This is a genomic window from Bradyrhizobium sp. F1.4.3 (assembly GCF_040548375.1).
GTDB lineage: Bacteria > Pseudomonadota > Alphaproteobacteria > Rhizobiales > Xanthobacteraceae > Bradyrhizobium.
The window spans coordinates 43,905-63,937 of the sequence record NZ_JBEPRN010000015.1 but is presented as its reverse complement, the minus strand read 5'-3'; the positions used below and the strand labels follow the sequence as shown (position 1 = coordinate 63,937).

Genomic DNA, 20,033 nt, shown 5'->3' with positions numbered 1-20,033 from the left:
GGCGAAGCGCCAAACAGCCGTTGCAATGGCGATGGGGCACCATCTAGGCTAGGATGATCAGGGGCAGGATGGTTTTGCCGGAGGCGAAAAGCCACGGCAGAACAACGGGATCAATCTCGAGGACAACACCATGCGTGTGGCGACAGGACTGATTTTGGCAAGCGCGATGTCTCTGGCCATGGCAGGCGCAGCATGGTCGCAGACGCCGGCCGCGAAACCCGCAGCTGCCACGCAGGCCGCACCGGCTGCAACGCCAGCCGCCGCTCCGGCACCGGCGCCGCGGGCTGCGGTCGCCAATCCGCCTCCGCCGCAACAAGCGCCGCAGCCAGCACGCGCCGCCTGCAACAATCCGAACGCACTTGGCGTAGCCCGCACCGTCGAGATCGACACCACAGGCGGTCCGGGCTTCGGCTTCGAGCATTTCAAGGAGCTCGACTTCCTGCGCGACCACGAGGTGGTCCTGACCTTCGACGACGGCCCGTGGCCGCGCAATACGCCTGCCGTGCTCAAGGCGCTGGCCGATCAGTGCACCACCGGCATCTTCTTCCCGATCGGCCTGCATTCGACCTACGAGCCGGAAATCCTGAAGCAGGTCTACGCGGCCGGCCACACCATCGGCGCGCACACCTGGTCGCACGCCAATCTCAACAACAAGAAGCTCACCGAGCAGCAGAGGAAGGACGAGATCGAGAAGGGCTTTTCCGCGGTGAAATGGGCGCTCGGCGGCATCTCGCCCTCGCCGTTCTTCCGCTTCCCGGCGCTCCAGCATCCGCCCGAGATGGTCACCTATCTCGGCAACCGCAACATCGCGATCTTCTCCTGCGACCTCGACTCCTTCGACTTCAAGGCCTCCAAGCCGGAGAAGGTCATCGACACCGTGATGAAGAAGCTCGACAAGCTCGGCAAGGGCATCATCCTGATGCACGACTTCCAGAAGCACACCGCCGAAGCCCTGCCCGAGCTGTTGAACCGCCTCAAGGCCGGCGGCTTCAAGGTGGTGGCGATGCGCGCCAAGGCTCCGGTCTCGACGCTGCCCGAATACGACCAGGAGCTGCTCAAGGACGTCAAGCTGCCGACGGTGAGCACGCGGCCGGTCAATTCGGTTGTGACGACGGTTTCCGAATAGCCGCGCCATTGCCGTTCCGCATCGAAGGCTACGTCATCGTCTCCGCGGACGGCATGCTCGCCGACGCGGGTCATGTCATGCCCGACAGCCTGAAATTCGAGGGCGACAAGCGCTTCTTCGAGCAGGCGCTCGATCGCGCTGCGCTGATCGTGCACGGCCGTCACTCGCACGAGCAGCAGCCGAATTCGCCGAAGCGCAGGCGGTTGATCATGACGCGCAAGATCAAGGCCCTCACCGTCGATCCGGAGATGCCGAACGCGACACTGTGGAATCCGGATCATGCGAGCTTCGAGGAGGCCTGCGCCTTCGCAGACGTCGCCTCTGGCACGGTCGCGATCATTGGCGGCCCCGTCGTGTTCGACATGTTCATGGACCGCTACGACACGTTCTGGCTGTCGGAAGCCCCGCATCTGCGCCTGCCCGGCGGCGAAGGCTGTTTTGTCGGCGTACCGGAACGGACACCGCACGAGGTGCTGGCTTCACACGGGATGAAGCCGGGTGCGCCGTATGTGCTCGATGCCGCACATGCCGTCACCGTCACGCCGTGGCGTAGGATGGATTGGCTAACCCACCCAACAAGAACCTACACGTCCCCGTAGGCCGCCTCGACCGGGCGCGTGGCGCGGCCGTAGCCGATGATCATGAACAGCGCGCCGATGATCGAGAGATTCTTCAGTGCGTCCACCAGCATCGTGCCGTTATCGGGCGGCACCTGGTTCCAGAAATCGTAGAACAGGACGGTCGAGACCGCGACGTAGATGATCAGCAGCGTCGCGAAGAAGCGCGCGCCGAAATTCAGCGCGATCATCACCCCCGCGATGATCTCGAGCACGCCGACCGCGATCGCCAGCAGTTGCGGCGTGGTCATGGCGGTCGCCGTCTCGACCTGCTTGGCGTAGGGCGCGATCATGTCGGGCACCACGACCTTGGTGGCGATGAAATCGGCCGTCGCCTGGATGGCGAACAGCTTTGTCGCGCCCGTGTAGATGAACAACACGGCGAACAGGATTCGCCCAAAAGTCACGAACGCTGGCATGATCGGCCTCTTGGCTCAGGCTTTTTGAGATCGGAATTTTGACGAGAGCACCGAGCGATTATGAAGAGTCATTCGCCGGTTTACAAACGGGGAAATGGCGAAAACTGTTTTGAAAAGGTTGAAGTGCCGACGCGCCGAAGGTGCGCTCCCTCTCCCCGCAAGCGGCCGCAACCGGGGAGAGGCGAAGGAACTCGTCCCTTACGTAAACAACGTCGGCTGTTGCCGCGCCGCACGCTCCTGCGCTTCCACCACCGCGACCGCGGTCATATTGAGGATGCCGCGCGCGGTCACCGAGGGGGTCAAGATGTGCGCCGGGTGCGCCGGCCCGATCAGGATCGGGCCAACGGGAAGCGCGTCCGCCAGCGACTTGATCATCTGATAGGCGACGTTGGCGGTGTCCAGCGTCGGCATGATCATGATGTTGGCCTCGCCCTCGAGCTTGGAGTGCGGCAACACCATTTTACGCGCCGCAGCCGAGAGCGCGGTATCGCCCTGCATCTCGCCGTCGGCCTCGATCTCTGGATGCTTCTCCTTCAGAAGCTGGGTCGCCCGCCGCATCTTGCGCGAGGAATCGGTGTCGTAGCTGCCGAAATCCGAATGCGAGACGAAGGCGATCCTGGGCTTGAGCGCGAAGCGCTGGACATGGACCGCGGCGAGCGAGGCGATCTCGGCGAGCTCTTCCGCGGTCGGATTGGGCCGCACCTGGGTGTCGGCGATGAAAAAGGCACCCTTGCTGGTGATCAGCAGCGCCAGCGCCGCATAGTCGCTGATCCCGGGCGAAAAACCGATGATCTCGCGGACATGACGCAGATGATGCATGTAGCGGCCCTCGACGCCGCAGAGCATGGCATCCGCCTCCCCGCGCGTCACCGCGAGCGCCGCAATCACCGTGTTGTTGGTGCGCACCACCGTGCGTGCCGCATCGGGTGTGACACCGCGGCGGCCGGCGACCTCGACGTAAGACTGCACGTAGGAGCGGTAGCGCGGATCGTCCTCGGGATTGATGAGATCAAAATCCTTGCCGGGCTGGATCAAGAGGCCGAAGCGCTCGATGCGCGCCTCCACCACCGAAGGACGGCCGACCAGGATCGGCCGCGCCAGCTTCTCCTCCAGCACCACCTGGGTGGCGCGCAGCACACGCTCGTCCTCGCCTTCGGCGTAGATCACGCGCACCGGCTGGGTCTTGGCCTTCGCGAACATCGGCTTCATGACGAGGCCGGAGCGGAAAGCGAAGCGCTCGAGCAGCGCAGTGTATTCGTCGAAATTGGTGATGGGGCGCGTCGCGACGCCCGATTCCATCGCGGCCTTGGCGACGGCCGGCGCGATGCGCAGGATCAGCCGCGGATCGAACGGGCTAGGGATCAGCGAGCCCGGGCCAAAACCCTGCGTCTCGCCGGTGTCAAAGCCCTGCGCCACCGCATCCGACGGCGCCTCCCGCGCGAGCTGTGCGATGGCCTCGACCGCGGCGTGCTTCATCTCCTCGTTGATCGCGGTGGCGCCGACGTCGAGCGCGCCGCGGAAGATGAAGGGAAAACAGAGGACGTTGTTGACCTGGTTCGGATAGTCGGAGCGCCCCGTGCAGATCATCGCGTCCGGGCGGGCTTTGCGCGCCTCCTCCGGCATGATTTCCGGCGTGGGATTGGCAAGCGCCATGATCAGCGGCTTGTCACCCATTGCCTTGGCCATCTCGGGCTTGAGCACGCCGGGTGCCGAGAGCCCGATGAAGATGTCGGCGCCGCCGATCACGTCGGCAAGTGTGCGCTTGTCGGTCTTCTGCGCATAGACCGCCTTCCAGCGGTCCATCGAAGTGTTGCGCCCCTCATGCACGAGACCGTCGATGTCGCAAACCCAGATGTTCTTGCGCTGAGCGCCCATTGACACCAGCAGGTTCAACGTCGCGATCGCGGCAGCCCCTGCCCCCGACGCCACGATCTTGACGTCCGACAGCTTCTTGCCGTTCAGCTTAAGGCCATTGGTGATGGCGGCGGCGACGATGATCGCGGTGCCGTGCTGGTCGTCATGGAAGACCGGGATCTTCATGCGCTCCTTCAGCTGCGCCTCGATCTCGAAGCATTCCGGTCCACGGATGTCCTCGAGATTGATGCCGCCGAAGGTCGGCTCGAGCGCGGCCACAGTCTCGACCACGCGGCTGATGGTGTCGGCGGCGATCTCGATGTCGAACACGTCGATGCCTGCGAACTTCTTGAACAGGACCGCCTTGCCCTCCATCACCGGCTTGGAGGCCAGCGGGCCGATATTGCCGAGGCCGAGCACGGCGGTGCCGTTCGAGACCACTGCGACCAGATTGGCGCGGGTCGTCAGGGTCGCGGCTTCCGCCGGGTTCTTGGCAATCTCGGTGCAGGCGGCGGCAACGCCTGGAGAATAGGCAAGCGCGAGGTCGCGCTGGTTGGCAAGCGGCTTGCTCGCCTGGATCTCAAGCTTTCCGGGGCGCGGCAGACGATGATAGGCCAGCGCCGCCTGGTGGAGATCATCAGAATAGGACGACATGCGGTCTCTTGCCTCGCGCGTTACCGGCCTCACAATACGATGTCCTGACCGGCCTGCCGCAAGTCGCGCGGTATTCCGGGTCGTGGAAACGGGATGAAGCACGGCCGGCGCCCCGGTGGCAACATCCGATTGCGATCCCATCAACAGGGCGGGTAGTCAAATATTTGAAAACCATAGCCTTCCCTGGACCGTACACGGCTTTGCGAATATGGCAGCTTGCGCGGCGCACAACGAGCAACTGGAGCCAAAGGAATGAAGCGAATCCTGATCGGCCTGATCGCGGTGGCCGCACTGGCCGCGGGCGGACGGTTCGGCTTCAATCTCTACGTCCAGCATCGCGCCACTGCCGAGGTGGAGGCCGCCTTCGACCGGCTCCGCGCCGGCGGCGGCAAGGCTAGTCACGGCAAGGTGGCGTTCGACCTGACGAGCCGTACGCTGACGATCGAGGACATCGCGATCGCTCCTGGCGATCAGCCGCAGGCGCAGATCAAGATTGCCGGCATCAAGGGCTCGGGCGTGCGCCTGGTCAATGAGAAGCGCTTTTCCGCGGACAGCATCGACATCACAGGTTTCGAAGTGGCGCTGGACGAGGTCGGTCCGGCGAAGCTGAAAGCCTCCTACAAGGTGCCGCAGATCACCATGCGGGACTGCACCGGTCCCGTTCACGCCGAGAACGCGCCGGCGGGCGGCTCCCTGGTCGACATGTACCGCTATGTGCTCGATCAGTACGCAAGCGTCACAGCATCGTCGCTCACGGCCCCGACGCTGATGATGACCTTTGATGCGGGCGGCGGCGCCGCCGGTAGCGGCGAGATTTCCTACTCCGGGCTCGCGATCCAGAATCTGAAACATGGCAAGGTCGATGCAATGAAGGCGGACCGCGCCGTCTTCACGATCGACGTGCCGCAGCCGGGCAGGCCCGACAAGCTGACAGGCGAACTTTCCAACCTCATCGTCAATGATTTCGATGCGACCGCGATCGCCGCCGCGCTCGACCCGCAGAAGACCAACGACGACAGCTACCACCGCGTCTACCGGCAAATCTCGGTCGGCCCCTATGTGCTCAAGTCGGCCCAGGGCATGCGGATGGATATCGATGGGATCACCTTCGAGGACATCGCGGTCCAGCCGTCAAAATTCCGGCCGGCCGGGATTCTGGCGCTCATGCCGGCGGATCGATCGGCTCTTCCGACACCGGCGCAATCGCGTGAGATGATAGAGGAGCTCGCCGGATTCTATGAAGGCGTCCGCGTCGGCAGGATCGAGGTCGGCAAGACGTCGATAGGTACGCCGCAAGGGACAGCCAAGGTCAATGCGATCAGGTATCAGCTGGGCGAATTCGCAATCGAAGGTGTCGATACGCCGTCCCCGCAGGGACAATTCAAGATGGAGCGCTTCGCCCTCAAGTCCTTCAGTGTCGCAAACCTGATGCACTGGGCGGCGAGCCTTACCAATCCCGGACAGCCCCCCTCGCCGGATCAGATGCTGGGCCTGTTCCGGGTGCTCGAAGGCGCCGAGATCAAGGGCGTGGTCTCACCCTTCAAGAACACGCGCCAGCTCGTCACCATCGATACGATCAGCCTGAACTGGGGTCAGCTGGTCAGATCGATTCCGAGCAAGGCCAATCTGGTCGTGAAGATGGTCACCCCCACCGACCCGACCAATCCGGCGCAACGGGCGCTGACGATGGCCGGCGTCGACAAGCTCGCGATCGACCTCGATCTCGGCGCCGCCTGGACGGAGGCGTCGGGCACGTTTGCGCTTGCGCCGGCCACGATCGATCTCGGCAACCTCGCCAAGGCGCAGGCCCGCTTCGCGCTCGCCAACGTGCCTCGCGGCCTGTTCACGACCGATCCGGCGCAGGCCATGGGTCAGGCGGCGCAGGTCGAGACTGGCGCGATCGAACTCTCCCTGCGCGACAGCGGCGTGGTCGATCTCGTCGTGGCGCAGTTCTCGCGCATGCAGAATGTCGGCCGCGACGCCGCCCGCACCGCCATCGTCGAGATGATCCGCGCGCAGGGCGAGAAGGTCGCAGCCGCCAATCTCGATGCCAAGGAGGCGGTGGATGCGATCGCCAGCTTCGTCGCGACCTCGGGCCAGACGCTGACGATCAAGCTGACACCGCTCGGCAAGGTGCCGGTGCTTCAGCTGATGAAGGTCCTGAACAGCGAACCGATCGTCGCGCTCGCGCAATTCCGGATCGAGACGTCGACGGGGCTGTAGGGCCGGAACGGCGCTGAGCTCCCTTCTGGCGTCATGGCCGGGCTAAACACTTGTCCCGGCCATCCACGTTCTTCTACGCAGCACCCCAAAAACGTGGATGCCCGGGACAAGCCCGGGGCATGACGAATTTGTAAAGCGATTTCTCCCGCTTACGAAGAGAGGCGAAGAGATCAGCTCACTTCTGCGGCAGGTTCACCCGGACGTGCAGCTCACGAAGCTGCTTGGTTGTGGCGTCCGAGGGCGCGCCCATCAGAAGGTCCATGGCCTGCTGGTTCATCGGGAACAGCGAGATCTCGCGCAGATTGTTGGTCCCGCACAAAAGCATCACAATGCGGTCGACGCCCGCGGCCATGCCGCCATGCGGCGGGGCGCCGTACTGGAAGGCGCGGTACATGCCGCCAAAACGCTCGACCACTTCCTGCTCACCGTAACCGGCAATCTCGAACGCCTTGACCATTGCCTCCGGCACGTGGTTGCGGATGCCGCCCGAGGCGATCTCGTAGCCGTTGCAAGTGATGTCGTACTGGAACGCCTTGATGGTCAGCGGATCCTGGCCCTTCAACGCGTCCAGGCCGCCCTGCGGCATCGAGAACGGGTTGTGCGAGAAGTCGACCTTCTTGTCGTCCTCGTTGTACTCGTACATCGGGAAGTCGACGATCCAGGCGAGCTCGAACCGCTCCTTGTCGGTGAGGTTCAACTCCTCGCCGACCTTGTTGCGGGCCAAACCTGAAAACTTCCAGAACTTGTCGGGATCGCCGGCGACGAAGAAGGCGGCATCGCCTTCCTTGACGCCGATCTGCGCGCGGATCGCAGCGGTGCGCTCCGGCCCGATGTTGTTCGCAAGCGGACCTGCACCCTCGCCTCCCTCGCGCCACATGATGTAGCCGAGGCCGGGCTGGCCTTCGCCTTGCGCCCAGGAGTTCATGCGGTCGCAGAAGGCGCGGCTGCCGCCGCCCGGGGCCGGAATTGCCCAGACCTGGTTCTTGGGGTCTTCGAGCATGCGCGCGAACACCTTGAAGCCGGAGCCGCGGAAGTGCTCGGAGACATCCTGCATCTCGATAGGGTTGCGCAGGTCCGGCTTGTCGCTGCCGTACTTTCGCAGCGCCTCGGCGAACGGAATCCGACGCCAGTTCTTGCTCACCGGCTTGCCCTTGGCAAACTCCTCGAACACGCCTGTGATGACAGGCTCCATCGCCGCGAAAACGTCTTCCTGCGTGACAAAGCTCATCTCGACATCGAGCTGATAGAACTCGCCCGGCAGACGATCGGCGCGCGGGTCCTCGTCGCGGAAACAGGGCGCGATCTGGAAGTAGCGGTCGAAGCCCGACATCATCAAGAGCTGCTTGTACTGCTGCGGGGCCTGCGGCAGCGCGTAGAATTTTCCCGGATGAATGCGCGACGGCACCAGGAAGTCGCGCGCGCCTTCCGGCGATGACGCGGTCAGGATCGGGGTGTTGAACTCGAAGAAGCCCTGCCCCTCCATGCGCCGGCGCATCGACTTGATAATTTCGACGCGCGTCATGATGTTCTGGTGCAGCTTTTCGCGACGCAGATCGAGAAAGCGGTACTTCAGGCGGATGTCTTCAGGATATTCCTGGTCGCCGAACACGGGCAGCGGCAGGTCACCGGCCGGTCCGAGCACCTCGATCTCGCTGACGTAAACTTCGACCTTGCCGGTCGGCAAATCGTCATTGTCGGTGCCTTCGGGGCGGCGGCGGGCCTTGCCGTCCATCCGCACCACGAATTCCGAGCGCAGCTTTTCGGCCTGGGAGAACGCCGGCGAGTCCGGGTCGACCACGCACTGGGTCAGGCCGTAATGGTCGCGCAGGTCAATGAACAGCACGCCGCCGTGGTCGCGAACGCGATGGACCCAGCCCGAGAGGCGAACTGTCTCGCCGATGTTGCTCTCGCGGAGATCGCCGCATTTATGTGACCGGTAGCGATGCATGGTCGTCCCAAATTCAATGTCGGAGGGGTCGAATCGAACCGCCGAAACGACCGGTCCGAAGTTGCGGCAGGGTTTACCCGACGAGGCCGGGTGCGGCAACCAAGGGAACGGCTTGTTTTGGGCGCGAACGGCCCATTTTTGGCCCGTTGGGGCCCAAGCCTTTGCCATCAGGCGTTCTACGCCTATCTTTAGGCCATGACGGTCCATTTCCCCTTCCAGAACTCCTATTCGGCGCTGCCGGACAGCTTCTTTGCCCGCGTCGCGCCGACCCCGGTCGCAGCCCCCCGGCTGATCAAGCTGAACCGGCCGCTGGCGGTCCAGCTTGGGCTCGATCCCGACCTGCTGGACACGCCCGAAGGCGCCGAAATTCTGGCCGGCAAGACGGTTCCACCCGGCGCCGATCCCATCGCGATGGCCTATGCCGGCCACCAGTTCGGACAGTTCGTGCCCCAGCTCGGCGACGGCCGAGCGATCCTGCTCGGCGAGGTCATCGATACAAGTGGCGTCCGCCGCGACATCCAGTTGAAGGGAAGCGGCCCCACCCCGTTCTCCCGCCGCGGCGACGGCCGTGCCGCGCTCGGGCCGGTGCTGCGCGAATACATCGTCAGCGAAGCGATGTTCGCGCTCGGCATTCCGACCACGCGCTCCCTTGCCGCCGTCGTCACCGGCGAGCCCGTCATCCGTGAGACCGTGCTGCCCGGCGCGGTGCTGACGCGCGTCGCCTCGAGCCACATCCGCGTCGGCACCTTCCAGTTTTTTGCCGTCCGCCGTGACACCGACGCCATCCGCCAGCTCGCCGACCATGTGATCGCCCGCCACTACCCGGAACTGCTTGGCACCGAGCGCCCCTATCATGCGCTGCTCGCCGGCGTCGTCGCGCGCCAGGCCGATCTCGTCGCGCGCTGGCTGCTGGTCGGCTTCATCCACGGCGTGATGAACACCGACAACAGCTCGATATCCGGCGAGACCATCGATTACGGCCCCTGCGCCTTCATGGATGCCTACAATCCCGCGCAGGTGTTCTCCTCGATCGACGAGATGGGCCGCTATGCCTATGCCAACCAGCCGCGCATCGCGCTGTGGAATCTGACACGGCTCGCCGAATGCCTGCTGCCGCTGTTCGGAGAAGAGCAGGAGAAGGCGGTCGAACAGGCACAGGAGATTCTGGGCGCATTCCCCGAGACGTTCAGCACGGCCTATCAGGCCGGCCTGCGCAAAAAGGTCGGGCTGTTCACCGAGCGCGACGGCGACGAGGCGCTGATCCAGGACCTGCTCGACGCCATGGCGAAGAACCAGGCCGACTTCACCCTCACCTTCCGCGGGCTGGGCGATGCCGCAGGCGATCCGGCTGCTGACGACGCGCGCGCAGAGTTCATGGACCCTGCAGCCTTCGATGAGTGGGCCAAGCGCTGGCGCGAGCGTATCGCTTTGGAGCCGCAGACCGCAGCCGAGCGGCAGGCCGCCATGCGCGTCGTCAATCCGATGTTCATCGCGCGCAACCACCGCGTCGAAGCCGTGATCCAGGCGGCGGTCAACAACGACGACTACGCGCCGTTCGAGGAATTGGTGAAGGTGCTGGCCAAGCCGTACGAAGATCAGCAGGACTATGCGGCCTACCAGGATCCGCCGTTGCCGGATCAGCGGGTGCTTCAGACATTCTGCGGGACGTGAGGCAGGAGCTCGGTACCCACTTGCTTGGTTGACGGGCTCGATACCGCACCGCGAGACGACCCGGTTGACCGCATCTGCCGTTCTGTCCAACAATTTGCCGCATCGGCAACCACTGTCATCAAACTGAAACACTCGCACTCTAACCGGCTGGCGGGCCGTCTTGCCGGAGGCGACCGTCCTCCAACGACAAGCGCGCCATGCCCTTCAAATTCATCCACCTCACCGACACGCATCTTGCGGGTCCGGGACAAAAGCTCTACGGCCTCGATCCGCGTGCCCGCCTCGATGCCGCCATCGCCGATATCAACATCCACCAGCTTGATGCCGCCTTCGCGGTCGTGACCGGCGACCTCACCCATTGGGGCGAGCCTGAATCCTACGCCAATTTCGCCGACGCGATGGCCGCGCTGAAAATGCCCTATATCGCCATGGTCGGCAATCACGACCGCCGCGTTGCCTGCCTCGACGGCCTGAAGGCGGCGCCGCGCGATCCCAATGGCTTCGTGCAGGGCACGCGGACCACCGAGCATGGCCTGTTCGTGTTCCTCGACACGTTGGACGAGACCAGCCACGCCGGCGAGATGTGCGCCAAGCGCCTTGGCTGGCTCGCGAGCACGCTGGCTGCTGCACCGGCCGACACGCCACTCGTCGTGTTCATGCACCATCCGCCTTTCCTGGTCGGCGTGCACGCGATGGACGAGATCGCGCTGGCGCAAAGCGCGGAATTCGCCGAGGTGATCGCACCCTATCGGTCGCGCATCCGTCACATCTTCTTCGGCCACGTGCACCGGCCGATCTTCGGCAGCTACGGCAAGATCCCGTTCTCAACCCTGCGTGGGACCAACCACCAGGTCTGGTTCGAGCTCGATGCGAACGCTCCGCATCTGGCGAGCCATGAGCCGCCGGCCTACGGCGTGGTGCTGATCGACCAGGAGAACCTGATCGTGCACAGCCACGACTTCCTCGACACCAGTCTGCGCTTCCCCTTCGCCACACCGGCGGGAATGGACGACCGCGACTATGCGCTCAACTTCCCGGCGCGGTGAGATGAGCCTCGCTGAACCCGCGGCTCTCCCGGTCGCGACATCAGCGCCGCCGCGCCTGCATATCCTGAAGCGGTTCTCCGTCGGCTTCAAAGCGTCGCTGCCGGCCTACCTGCTGCTGCTGCCCTCGATCGTCTTCCTCGCGTTGTTCACCTATGGCGCGATGGGGCGCGTGTTGATCGACGCGCTCTACCAGCGTGCCACGCCGAAGGCGCCGCTACGCTTTGTCGGGCTCGACAACATCAGCGCGGTGTTGGCCGATCCTGCCTTTACCGGCGCGGTCGTCAACAATCTCATCTACGCCCTCGGCACCGCAATCCCGAGCATCGCCCTTGCGCTGCTGTTCGCGTTGGCGCTGGCGCGCACCAATGCCGTGACCAGCGCGCTGCGCGCCGCGCTGTTCCTGCCGGTGCTGATCCCGATGGTCGCGGCCTCCGCGCTGTTCCTGTTCATCTTCCTGCCCAATGTCGGGTTGCTCGACTATTACATCGGCCGCCTGCTTCCAGTGGTGCCGAACTGGCTCGGCGATTCCGACATCGCTCTCTACGCGATCATGGTCATCACCATCTGGAAGAACGCCGGCTACTACATGCTGTTCTTCCTCGCAGGCCTCCAGTCCGTGCCCGAGGACGTCATGGAGGCCGCCCATCTCGACGGCGCCGGACCGTTCCAGCGCCTGCGCTACATCATCCTGCCGGAGCTTAAGCCCACCTTCCTGTTCGTCACCGTGATTGCCACACTCAATGCGGTGACGCAGGTCGACCACGTCTTCGTCATGACCAAGGGCGGGCCGTCGAACTCGACCAGTCTCGTGCTGTTCTACATCTACGAGCAGGCGGTGGAGCACTACGACATCGGCAAGGCCTCGGCGGCCACGGTGCTGACGCTCGCCGCGCTGATGGGCCTCACCGCGCTCTCGTTCCGGACGATGGCAAACCGGGAGGGCGGGCCATGACGCTGATCGACCGCCTGTTCAAGGACGCGCCACTCGCCACCCGCGGCGAGATCACGCCAAAGCTCGGCTTCGTGCTGACGGTGCTGCTCGCGATCGTCTGGCTGATCCCGTTCCTGTGGATGGGGGTGGCGACGCTGCGTCCCGCCTCCGACGGCATCAACCTGATGGCCGAGCTGATGCCGAGCCTGAAGCCGACACTCGACAACATCAGGGATGCCTGGGAGATCGGCGACTTCCCGCGCTACTTCCTCAACACCACCATCATCTGCACCGGCATCCTGCTGGTGCAGTTCGTCACGATCACGCTGGCGGGTTTTGCGTTTGCGCGGCTGGCGTTCGCCGGCAAGACACTGATCTTCTATCTGTTCCTGATGCAGCTCATGCTGGTGCCGGTGCTGCTGATCGTGCCGAACCTCCGCCTCGTCGCGCAGCTTGGCCTCTACGACACGCTCGCCGGCGTCATGATGCCGTTCTTCGCCTCGGCCTTCGGCACCTTCCTGATGCGGCAGGCTTTTGAAGCCATTCCGACCGAGCTGGAAGACGCCGCCCTGATCGACGGCGCCAGCCTGTTCCAGCGCATCCGCCACATCTACGTGCCGCTGTCGCTGCCAAGCTTCTCCGCCTTTGCCATCATCTCCGTCACCAGCCACTGGAACGACTTCCTCTGGCCGCTGATGGTGATCAATTCGCCGGACAAGCGGCCGCTCACGGTCGGGCTGTCCGTCTTCACCGCGACCGCCGAAGGCACGCAAGCCTGGGGCACGATTGCGGCCGGCACGCTGATGGTGATCGCACCGCTGCTCGTCACCTTCCTGATCTTCCAGAAGCGTTTCATCAGTTCTTTCGTCACCTCAGGCATCAAATAGGAGATTTTTCGATGCTGTTTTCCCGCAGGCTCATGCTCGGCCTCGCCATCGCAGGCACCATGGCAGGCGCCCTCGCCTTCCCGGCGCTGGCGGAAGGTCCGACCGAGATCGATCTGTTCTTCCCCGTTCCCGTCGACGGCAAGCTCGCCCGCGACATGGGCACCTTGATCAAGGAGTTCAACGAGACCCATCCCGCGATCAAGGCGACCGCGGTCTACACCGGCTCCTATGACGACACGCTGATCAAGACCCGCGCCTCGATCAAGGCTGGCAAGCCGCCGGCCGCTGTGATCATGTCGGCGAACTTCCTGCTCGACATGCAGATCGAGAACGAGCTCACCAATCTCGATCCCCTGATCGCCGCCGACGGCACCACCAAGGACCAGTTCCTTGGCCAGTTCTTCCCGGCGCTCCAGGGCAACGCGGTGATCAACCGCTCCGTCTACGGCGTGCCCTTCCACAACTCGACGCCGCTGCTCTACATCAATGCCGACCAGGCCAAGGAAGCCGGCCTCGATCCGAACAAGCCGCCGCAGACCTGGGCCGAGCTCACCGACTGGGCCAAGAAGCTGACCAAGCGCGAGGGCGACAAGGTCACCCGCTGGGGCATCGCGATCCCCTGCGCCTACGACTATTGCGGCTGGATGATGGAAACGCTCACCATGACCAATGGCGGGCGCTACTACAACGAGGAGTTCGGCGGCGAGGTCTATTACGACACGCCCTCGATGCAGGGCGCGCTGACCTGGTGGAACGACCTCGTCACCAAGCATAAGGTCCACCCGCCCGGCGCTACCCCCGGCCCGGCCGTCAGCACCTCCTTCATCTCCGGCAACGCCGCGATGATGATGCTGTCGACGGGCTCGCTGACCTATGTGCGCGAGAACGCAAAGTTTGCTTACAAGGTCGCCTTCATCCCGCGCAACGTCCGCAATGCCGTGCCGATCGGCGGCGCTTCGCTGATCATTCCGGCGGGGCTCGAGGCCGACAAGCAGAAAGCCGCCTGGACGCTGATCAAGTGGATGACCTCGCCCGAGAAGAGCGCCTGGTGGAGCCGCGCCACCGGCTATTTCGCGCCCAACATGGCCGCCTACAAGACGCCCGACATGGTCGACTTCCTCAACAAGAACCCGGACGCCAAGACCGCCGTCGAACAGCTCGACGTCGCCAAGCCCTGGTTCGCGACCTACAAGACCGTGCCGGTCCGCAAGACCCTTGAAGACGAGGTGATGCTGGTCCTGAACGGCAAGAAGCAGCCGAAGGAGGCCCTCGCCGCCGCGCAAAAGGCTGCCGACGAGCTGCTCAAGCCGTACAATGCGGAGACCTCGCTGAAGCTGCCCTGAGATAGGCCAACACGGCGAACAAGCTTCGGCGCTCCGCCATGCGGGGCGCCGAATGCGTTTTGGGCGGATGCTGCCCATTAACCCCCCGTCCACCATCCGGCCCGTCCGGCCGCCGGTAACCACGAGAATTAACAGACCCTCAACGCGACCCCGACAAGTCTAGCGGTCTTTCGGGGGAATTTGCCGTGGATCTGTTGGTTTTCGAGTTCCTGGGACTGGCGTTGGTCGCCATGTGCGTGGTCGTGGTGGCGCTGCCTTGCGCGCGGAAACCCTCCCAGCGCATCCGCTACGAATAGGATTTCCGTCGGAAAAGTGCGCTTCCAGCTCAAATGCAAGGCTTGAATTCGCTTAGAGCCCCTTGACATCACAGCGCTTTCGGCAGAACGGCTGATATCAAGTGTCATGGGCCGTTCATGGATTTGATTACCACCACCGCTGACCTTGCGGCTGCCTGCAGCCGGCTGGCCAAGCACCCCGTCATTACCGTCGATACCGAGTTTCTGCGCGAAACCACCTACTACCCGCTGCTGTGCGTGGTGCAGATGGCAAGCGCCGAGGAAGCGATCGTCATCGACACGCTGGCCGAGGGCATCGACCTCAAGCCGTTCTTCGAGCTGATGGCAAACGAGAGCGTGCTGAAGGTGTTCCATGCCGCCCGCCAGGACATCGAGATCATCTGGCATCAGGCCACCATCATCCCGCATCCGGTGTTCGACACCCAGGTCGCGGCCATGGTGCTCGGCTATGGCGACAGCATCGCCTACGACCAGCTGGTCGAGAAGGTCACCGGCCACCGGCCGGACAAGACCCATCGCTTTACCGACTGGTCGCGCCGGCCGTTGACGAAAGAACAGATGCACTATGCGGTCTCCGACGTCACGCACCTGCGCGACGTGTTCGCCGCGCTCGACGCCGATCTGAAGAAGCGCCGCCGCAGCGAATGGGTCTCCATCGAGATGGAGATTTTGACCTCGCCCAAGACCTACGATTTCCACCCCGAGCGCGCCTGGGAGCGCCTGAAGACGCGGGTGCGCAAGCCGAAGGACCTTGCGGTGCTGATGGAGGTCGCGGCCTGGCGCGAGCAGGAAGCACAGAGCCGCGACGTGCCGCGCGGCCGCGTGCTGCGCGACGAGGCCATCAGCGACATCGCGACCCACGCGCCGAACACGCTGGAAAAGCTCGCCCACCTGCGCTCGGTGCCGAAGGGTTTTGAGAAATCCAAATGGGGTACTGACATCGTCGCTGCGGTCGAACGCGGGCTGGCGCGGGATCCTTCCACGCTGCCGAAGCTGGAAAAGCCGCGCAACAACTCCAACGGTGCCGCAACGGTCGAGCTGTTGAAGGTGCTGCTGCGGATGACGGCGGAGCGCCATGCGGTCGCAAGCAAGGTGATCGCGACCGTCGACGATCTCGAAGAGATCGCAGCCGACGACGAGGCCGACGTGCCGGCGCTACGCGGCTGGCGCCGCGAGCTGTTCGGCGACGCCGCGCTGAAGCTCAAGCACGGCGAGCTGGCGCTGGCGATCGAGAAGGGCCGCGTGATCGGCGTCCAGCGGGCGCAATAGGCGCTGCTAACGATCAACGCGGAACCACTGCGGCACCGTCATCCTGAGGTGCGAGCCGTGCGGTGCGAAGCATCGCGCGGGGAGCCTCGAAGGATGAGCGGCCCCCGCTGCCGCAGCCGGGCCGTCGCCCTTCGAAGGCCGCTGAAGAAGCGGCCACCTCAGGGGTGACGGTCTTAGATTTGGACCCACCCTACGCCGGCGTCAGCTTCGCCACTTCGCCCTTCATATCATCCAGCACGCCTTTGATCGCGGCGACCAGCTCGTCGATCTGGCCCTTGGTGACGATCATCGGCGGACAGATGGCAATGGCGTCGAGCATGTTGCGCGAGATCACGCCGCGCTCCTGGAGCATGCGGCTCGCCATGCCGCCGACGGCGCCGGGCGTGCTAGCTGCAGTCTTGCGCTGCTTGTCGAGCACAAGCTCGAGGGCTGCGATCATGCCGACGCCGCGGACCTCGCCGACCAGCGGGTGGCTGGCGAGCTCGCGCAGCTTGCCTTGCATGTAGCCGCCGAGCTCGGCGGCATGCGCGACCAGGCCGCGCTCCTCGATGATCTTGAGATTCTCCAGCGCCACCGCCGAGCCGACCGGATGGCCACCCGCGGTAAAGCCGTGGCCGAGCACGCCGATCTTGTTGCTCTCGTCCGCGATCGGCTCGAACATGCGGTCGTTCAGGATGATCGCCGACAGCGGGAAATAGCTCGAGGTAATCTGCTTGGAGACCACGATCGCATCGGGCTTGATGCCGTAGGTCTCGCAGCCGAACATCTTGCCGGTGCGCCCGAAGCCGCAGATCACCTCATCGGCAACCAGCAGGATGTCGTACTTCTTCAGGACCGCCTGGATCTTGTCCCAATAGGTTGCCGGCGGCACGATGACGCCGCCCGCCCCCATCACCGGCTCGCCGAAGAAGGCCGCGATCGTATCCGGCCCCTCCTTCTGGATCAGCGCGTCAAGCTCCTCGGCGCGCCGCGTCGCGAACGCTTCCTCGCTCTCGCCGGGCGCACCGTCCTTGTAGTAATGCGGCGAGCCCGTGTGCAGGATGTTCGGCAGCGGCAGGTCGAATGAGCGATGGTTGTTGGGCAGGCCGGTGAGGCTTGCCGACGCAATGGTGACGCCGTGATAGGCGCGCATGCGGCTGATCACCTTCTTGCGCTGCGGCTGACCTAGCGCGTTGGAGCGATAGGCGATCAGCTTCAGGACGGTGTCGTTGGCCTCCGAGCCGGAATTGGTGAAGAATACCTTGCTCATCGGCACCGGCGCGAGCGCCACCAGCTTCTCGGCGAGATCGATCGAGGGTCCGTGCGATTTGGCGGAGAAGGTGTGATAGAATGGCAGCACCTGCATCTGCCGGTAGGCGGCCTCGACCAGCCGCTTCTCGTTGAAGCCGAGCCCGACGCTCCACAAGCCCGCCATCGCCTCGAAATAGCGCTTGCCCGACGCGTCGAAGACGTAAGGCCCCTCGCCGCGCTCAATCACCAGGGGACCGGCCTGCTGATGGGTACGTGCGTTGGTGTAGGGATGGAGCTGGTAGGCCACATCCCGGGCCTCTTGCGAATTGGGCAGCATGGACATTGCGGGGATCCTCAAATCTTCATGTCGCCAGCGCAGCCGGCTTCATCCCTTGGCTATTGCGACAGGGTAGAACTTGCAACGCCAATTCGTCGGCAACAAACGCCCAGCAGCGTTGCACAAAGCGGCACCGGGCCCGGCTCAGGCGGCGCCGTCGTCATCCTCTCCACCGGCAGCTTCAGCGGCCTCCCTCACCTCGACGAGTGCCATCGCCAGCAGATACACGGTCGTGGGCAGACCGACCCGGCGCGCCCGCTCGACGGCGCGCGACAGGTCGACCGCCAGCTCCTTCAGCTGTTCTCCCCGTGACAATGTCTTATCCCATCCACCCGCCGATCGCGTCGGCCTAGACCGCGACGGAGCCGCTGGTTCTGATCAGTTCGGCGCTGGACTGGATTGTAGCAAAATTGCCGATGACATTCACCACCGACTGCCTGTAGGCGGCCGCCTCGCCCAGGCCCGGCTGCCGGCAGGCCACGGCATCGCCGACCAATTGGTAGCGGTGGCTGCGGTGAAACCCATCGACGACGGTGGCCAGGATGGTCTCGTCGAGCGAAAAGCCCGTCAGCACGCAGCGCACATTGCGAATGTTGGACATGTAGTCCACGAACCGCGACGAGCTGTAGGCCGAGGGTAGCGGGTGCTCGAACGTCATCTCCCCCGGCCGTGGTTTCGCCTCAGCAATCCAATCGGTCAGCCTGGATGCCGGATTGAACCACGCCGCCCGCGCGATGCGCTTCAGATGCATCACCGGCCAGAGATTGTTGCGCCACAGCGTCAGCAGTTCCAGGCAGCGCGAGGTGGCAGCCTCGCCATCGAGGATGACGTGGCGACGCCCCTGGGTGAGATATTCGACCTGGAGATCCGCACAAACCAGGATCGGCGGATCGTCGTGGATGGTGACCGGCATTGTCTTGCGCGTAGCTGCACCAGTTTCAGCGATCGGTGAGCGCGAGGTCCCGCAGCGGCGAGGTCACCGCCCGCCCCGCCGAGGCATCGAGCACGCCCGGCCGGTCCCAGTCGCCCTCGGGGCGAATGATCACGTAGGGATCGCTGTCCAGCGTGATGGCGTCCGGCCCCGGCTCGATCTCCAGCAGCATTTCCGTGTAAGAGAAATCGGAGAAGGTGATCTTGCGATTGTGGCCGAGGGGCTTGGCGCCGAAATGAGCCCAGAAATCGACCAGCCGGTCCTGGGCCTGACCGTAGATCTTTCGGAACCCCTTGCGCTTCACATAGTCGACGCTCGCCTGCACCAGCTTGAACGAGACGCGCGAGCGCCGGTATTGGTGACGCACTGCGAGCCGCTCGACCTTGGCGAAGTCACCAAAAAAGCGCACCCGCAGGCAGCCCGCGGGCTCGTTGCCGACGAAGCCGATGAAATGCGCGGCCACCATGTCGTTACCGTCGAACTCCTCCTCGAACGGACAATCCTGTTCGGCGAGATAGACCGCGGAGCGAATGGCGGTGACCAGCGTGAGATCGCCGAGATCGCGCGCGAGCTTGATGGTGATGGCGCGGGAGTCGGGCTTGGCGAGAGCAATCCTAGTGCCGTGCATCTGCAAAACTCCTTGCTTGGATGATCGCGCCCGGCATGCGCATCGGCTGCCGCTTCCAGGGGCGCTCGTAACACCAGAGGTCGGACTGGAAACTTGGAACGGGCTCGAAGCCGGTCGCCTTCATGATGTCGCGTCCGGCCACGGTTGACGGCTGCGCATAGCAATCCGCGTTGCGAAATCTTATCTGACGAAGATGAGCCGCGGCCTTGCCGAGACCGGCGATGCCGCGGCCCGTCGTCGCGATCGCCCAGATATAGATGGCAGCAACGTCTTCCTTCGCGGAAGCGAGATAGTGCCTCTCGGGCGCGGTGAGGCAGATCTCGTCGAGCAGCAGCCCATCGTGCCCGCGATCGTTGAGAAACAGGAAAGCCATGCCGCCGAGCAGATCGCCCTTGCGGCTGAAAGTCAGGATGCTCTGAGGATCGAAAGTGAAGTATCTCGCGAGCTCCGCCGTCCTGATCTGCACGCCCGGCACCAGCCGGCGCGCCATGTCGGAAAGCGCCGCAATTTCGGAAAATTGCGCACAACGGACATCGACGTCCGGACTGAGCGGCAGGGCATCGAAATCATGCCTTGCGGCAAACGTGCCCCTTTCCATACCCATGTCGCCCCTCTATCGTTTG

The 20,033-nt window shown here is 64.2% G+C and carries 17 protein-coding genes; 9 read left to right on the top strand and 8 right to left on the bottom strand.

Annotated elements, in window-relative coordinates; genetic code table 11:
* Window positions 1-130 precede the first annotated feature (130 nt).
* Window positions 131-1,126, top strand: coding sequence for a polysaccharide deacetylase family protein (locus ABIB73_RS29215; RefSeq protein ID WP_354229665.1), 996 nt, complete (start codon window positions 131-133; stop codon window positions 1,124-1,126).
* Window positions 1,127-1,134: 8 nt separating this feature from the next.
* The gene (locus tag ABIB73_RS29210) at window positions 1,135-1,725 is read left to right on the top strand and encodes a dihydrofolate reductase family protein (RefSeq protein WP_354229663.1); all 591 of its coding nucleotides are present in this window, start codon (window positions 1,135-1,137) and stop codon (window positions 1,723-1,725) included.
* On the opposite strand, the gene ABIB73_RS29205 is transcribed toward ABIB73_RS29210, so the two are convergent.
* Window positions 1,710-2,162 (bottom strand): DoxX family protein, encoded by a 453-nt coding sequence (locus ABIB73_RS29205; RefSeq protein ID WP_354229661.1) that lies wholly within the window; start codon window positions 2,160-2,162, stop codon window positions 1,710-1,712. The two genes, ABIB73_RS29210 and ABIB73_RS29205, sit on opposite strands and share 16 nt — an antisense overlap.
* 198 nt (window positions 2,163-2,360) lie before the next feature.
* Entirely contained in the window at window positions 2,361-4,670 is a 2,310-nt protein-coding gene (locus ABIB73_RS29200; RefSeq protein WP_354229659.1) for an NADP-dependent malic enzyme, read from the bottom strand.
* A 252-nt stretch (window positions 4,671-4,922) separates the two neighbouring features.
* On the opposite strand from ABIB73_RS29200, the gene ABIB73_RS29195 reads away from it, so the two are divergent.
* The gene (locus ABIB73_RS29195; RefSeq protein ID WP_354229657.1) at window positions 4,923-6,893 is read left to right on the top strand and encodes an aq_1923 C-terminal domain; all 1,971 of its coding nucleotides are present in this window, start codon (window positions 4,923-4,925) and stop codon (window positions 6,891-6,893) included.
* A gap of 175 nt (window positions 6,894-7,068) precedes the next feature.
* Here ABIB73_RS29195 and aspS read toward each other — a convergent pair whose 3' ends face one another.
* Window positions 7,069-8,841: an aspartate--tRNA ligase gene (aspS, locus tag ABIB73_RS29190; protein WP_045000266.1), complete on the bottom strand. Its 1,773-nt coding sequence runs from the start codon at window positions 8,839-8,841 to the stop codon at window positions 7,069-7,071.
* A 195-nt stretch (window positions 8,842-9,036) separates the two neighbouring features.
* Here aspS and ABIB73_RS29185 point away from each other — a divergent pair, with 195 nt between their 5' ends.
* The 6 genes from ABIB73_RS29185 to rnd all read left to right on the top strand — a co-directional run bounded on the left by ABIB73_RS29185 (window position 9,037) and on the right by rnd (window position 16,284).
* On the top strand, window positions 9,037-10,512 hold the full coding sequence (locus ABIB73_RS29185; RefSeq protein WP_354229655.1) for a protein adenylyltransferase SelO: 1,476 nt from the start codon (window positions 9,037-9,039) through the stop codon (window positions 10,510-10,512).
* A 197-nt stretch (window positions 10,513-10,709) separates the two neighbouring features.
* A complete protein-coding gene (locus ABIB73_RS29180; RefSeq protein ID WP_354229653.1) occupies window positions 10,710-11,558 on the top strand; it encodes a phosphodiesterase in 849 nt (282 codons plus the stop codon).
* Between the two features lies 1 nt (window position 11,559).
* Complete coding sequence (locus ABIB73_RS29175) at window positions 11,560-12,510, top strand: carbohydrate ABC transporter permease (RefSeq protein WP_354229651.1); 951 nt, start codon at window positions 11,560-11,562, stop codon at window positions 12,508-12,510.
* Entirely contained in the window at window positions 12,507-13,376 is an 870-nt protein-coding gene (locus ABIB73_RS29170) for a carbohydrate ABC transporter permease (protein WP_354229649.1), read from the top strand. Before ABIB73_RS29175 ends, ABIB73_RS29170 begins: the two co-directional genes overlap by 4 nt.
* Before the next feature lie 11 nt (window positions 13,377-13,387).
* Window positions 13,388-14,719: an ABC transporter substrate-binding protein gene (locus ABIB73_RS29165; protein ID WP_354229648.1), complete on the top strand. Its 1,332-nt coding sequence runs from the start codon at window positions 13,388-13,390 to the stop codon at window positions 14,717-14,719.
* A 413-nt stretch (window positions 14,720-15,132) separates the two neighbouring features.
* Entirely contained in the window at window positions 15,133-16,284 is a 1,152-nt protein-coding gene (rnd, locus tag ABIB73_RS29160; RefSeq protein ID WP_354229646.1) for a ribonuclease D, read from the top strand.
* A 190-nt stretch (window positions 16,285-16,474) separates the two neighbouring features.
* On the opposite strand, the gene ABIB73_RS29155 is transcribed toward rnd, so the two are convergent.
* From ABIB73_RS29155 to ABIB73_RS29135, 5 genes are all read right to left on the bottom strand, one after another.
* Complete coding sequence (locus ABIB73_RS29155) at window positions 16,475-17,857, bottom strand: aspartate aminotransferase family protein (protein ID WP_354229644.1); 1,383 nt, start codon at window positions 17,855-17,857, stop codon at window positions 16,475-16,477.
* Window positions 17,858-17,995: 138 nt separating this feature from the next.
* Window positions 17,996-18,166, bottom strand: coding sequence for a hypothetical protein (locus tag ABIB73_RS29150; RefSeq protein ID WP_354229642.1), 171 nt, complete (start codon window positions 18,164-18,166; stop codon window positions 17,996-17,998).
* Window positions 18,167-18,200: 34 nt separating this feature from the next.
* Entirely contained in the window at window positions 18,201-18,764 is a 564-nt protein-coding gene (locus tag ABIB73_RS29145) for an isochorismatase family protein (protein ID WP_354229640.1), read from the bottom strand.
* A 25-nt stretch (window positions 18,765-18,789) separates the two neighbouring features.
* On the bottom strand, window positions 18,790-19,410 hold the full coding sequence (locus ABIB73_RS29140) for a GNAT family N-acetyltransferase (RefSeq protein ID WP_354229638.1): 621 nt from the start codon (window positions 19,408-19,410) through the stop codon (window positions 18,790-18,792).
* Window positions 19,397-20,014 (bottom strand): hypothetical protein, encoded by a 618-nt coding sequence (locus tag ABIB73_RS29135; RefSeq protein ID WP_354229636.1) that lies wholly within the window; start codon window positions 20,012-20,014, stop codon window positions 19,397-19,399. Before ABIB73_RS29135 ends, ABIB73_RS29140 begins: the two co-directional genes overlap by 14 nt.
* Between the last annotated feature and the right edge of the window lie 19 nt (window positions 20,015-20,033).

Coding starts and splice junctions, on each gene's coding strand:
- rnd (WP_354229646.1), top strand. CDS start 15,133: ATGGATTTGATTACCACCACCGCTGACCTTGCGGCTGCCTGCAGCCGG.
- ABIB73_RS29195 (WP_354229657.1), top strand. CDS start 4,923: ATGAAGCGAATCCTGATCGGCCTGATCGCGGTGGCCGCACTGGCCGCG.
- ABIB73_RS29175 (WP_354229651.1), top strand. CDS start 11,560: ATGAGCCTCGCTGAACCCGCGGCTCTCCCGGTCGCGACATCAGCGCCG.
- ABIB73_RS29170 (WP_354229649.1), top strand. CDS start 12,507: ATGACGCTGATCGACCGCCTGTTCAAGGACGCGCCACTCGCCACCCGC.
- ABIB73_RS29135 (WP_354229636.1), bottom strand. CDS start 20,014: ATGGGTATGGAAAGGGGCACGTTTGCCGCAAGGCATGATTTCGATGCC.
- ABIB73_RS29180 (WP_354229653.1), top strand. CDS start 10,710: ATGCCCTTCAAATTCATCCACCTCACCGACACGCATCTTGCGGGTCCG.
- ABIB73_RS29155 (WP_354229644.1), bottom strand. CDS start 17,857: ATGTCCATGCTGCCCAATTCGCAAGAGGCCCGGGATGTGGCCTACCAG.
- ABIB73_RS29185 (WP_354229655.1), top strand. CDS start 9,037: ATGACGGTCCATTTCCCCTTCCAGAACTCCTATTCGGCGCTGCCGGAC.
- ABIB73_RS29145 (WP_354229640.1), bottom strand. CDS start 18,764: ATGCCGGTCACCATCCACGACGATCCGCCGATCCTGGTTTGTGCGGAT.
- aspS (WP_045000266.1), bottom strand. CDS start 8,841: ATGCATCGCTACCGGTCACATAAATGCGGCGATCTCCGCGAGAGCAAC.
- ABIB73_RS29215 (WP_354229665.1), top strand. CDS start 131: ATGCGTGTGGCGACAGGACTGATTTTGGCAAGCGCGATGTCTCTGGCC.
- ABIB73_RS29165 (WP_354229648.1), top strand. CDS start 13,388: ATGCTGTTTTCCCGCAGGCTCATGCTCGGCCTCGCCATCGCAGGCACC.
- ABIB73_RS29200 (WP_354229659.1), bottom strand. CDS start 4,670: ATGTCGTCCTATTCTGATGATCTCCACCAGGCGGCGCTGGCCTATCAT.
- ABIB73_RS29205 (WP_354229661.1), bottom strand. CDS start 2,162: ATGCCAGCGTTCGTGACTTTTGGGCGAATCCTGTTCGCCGTGTTGTTC.
- ABIB73_RS29140 (WP_354229638.1), bottom strand. CDS start 19,410: ATGCACGGCACTAGGATTGCTCTCGCCAAGCCCGACTCCCGCGCCATC.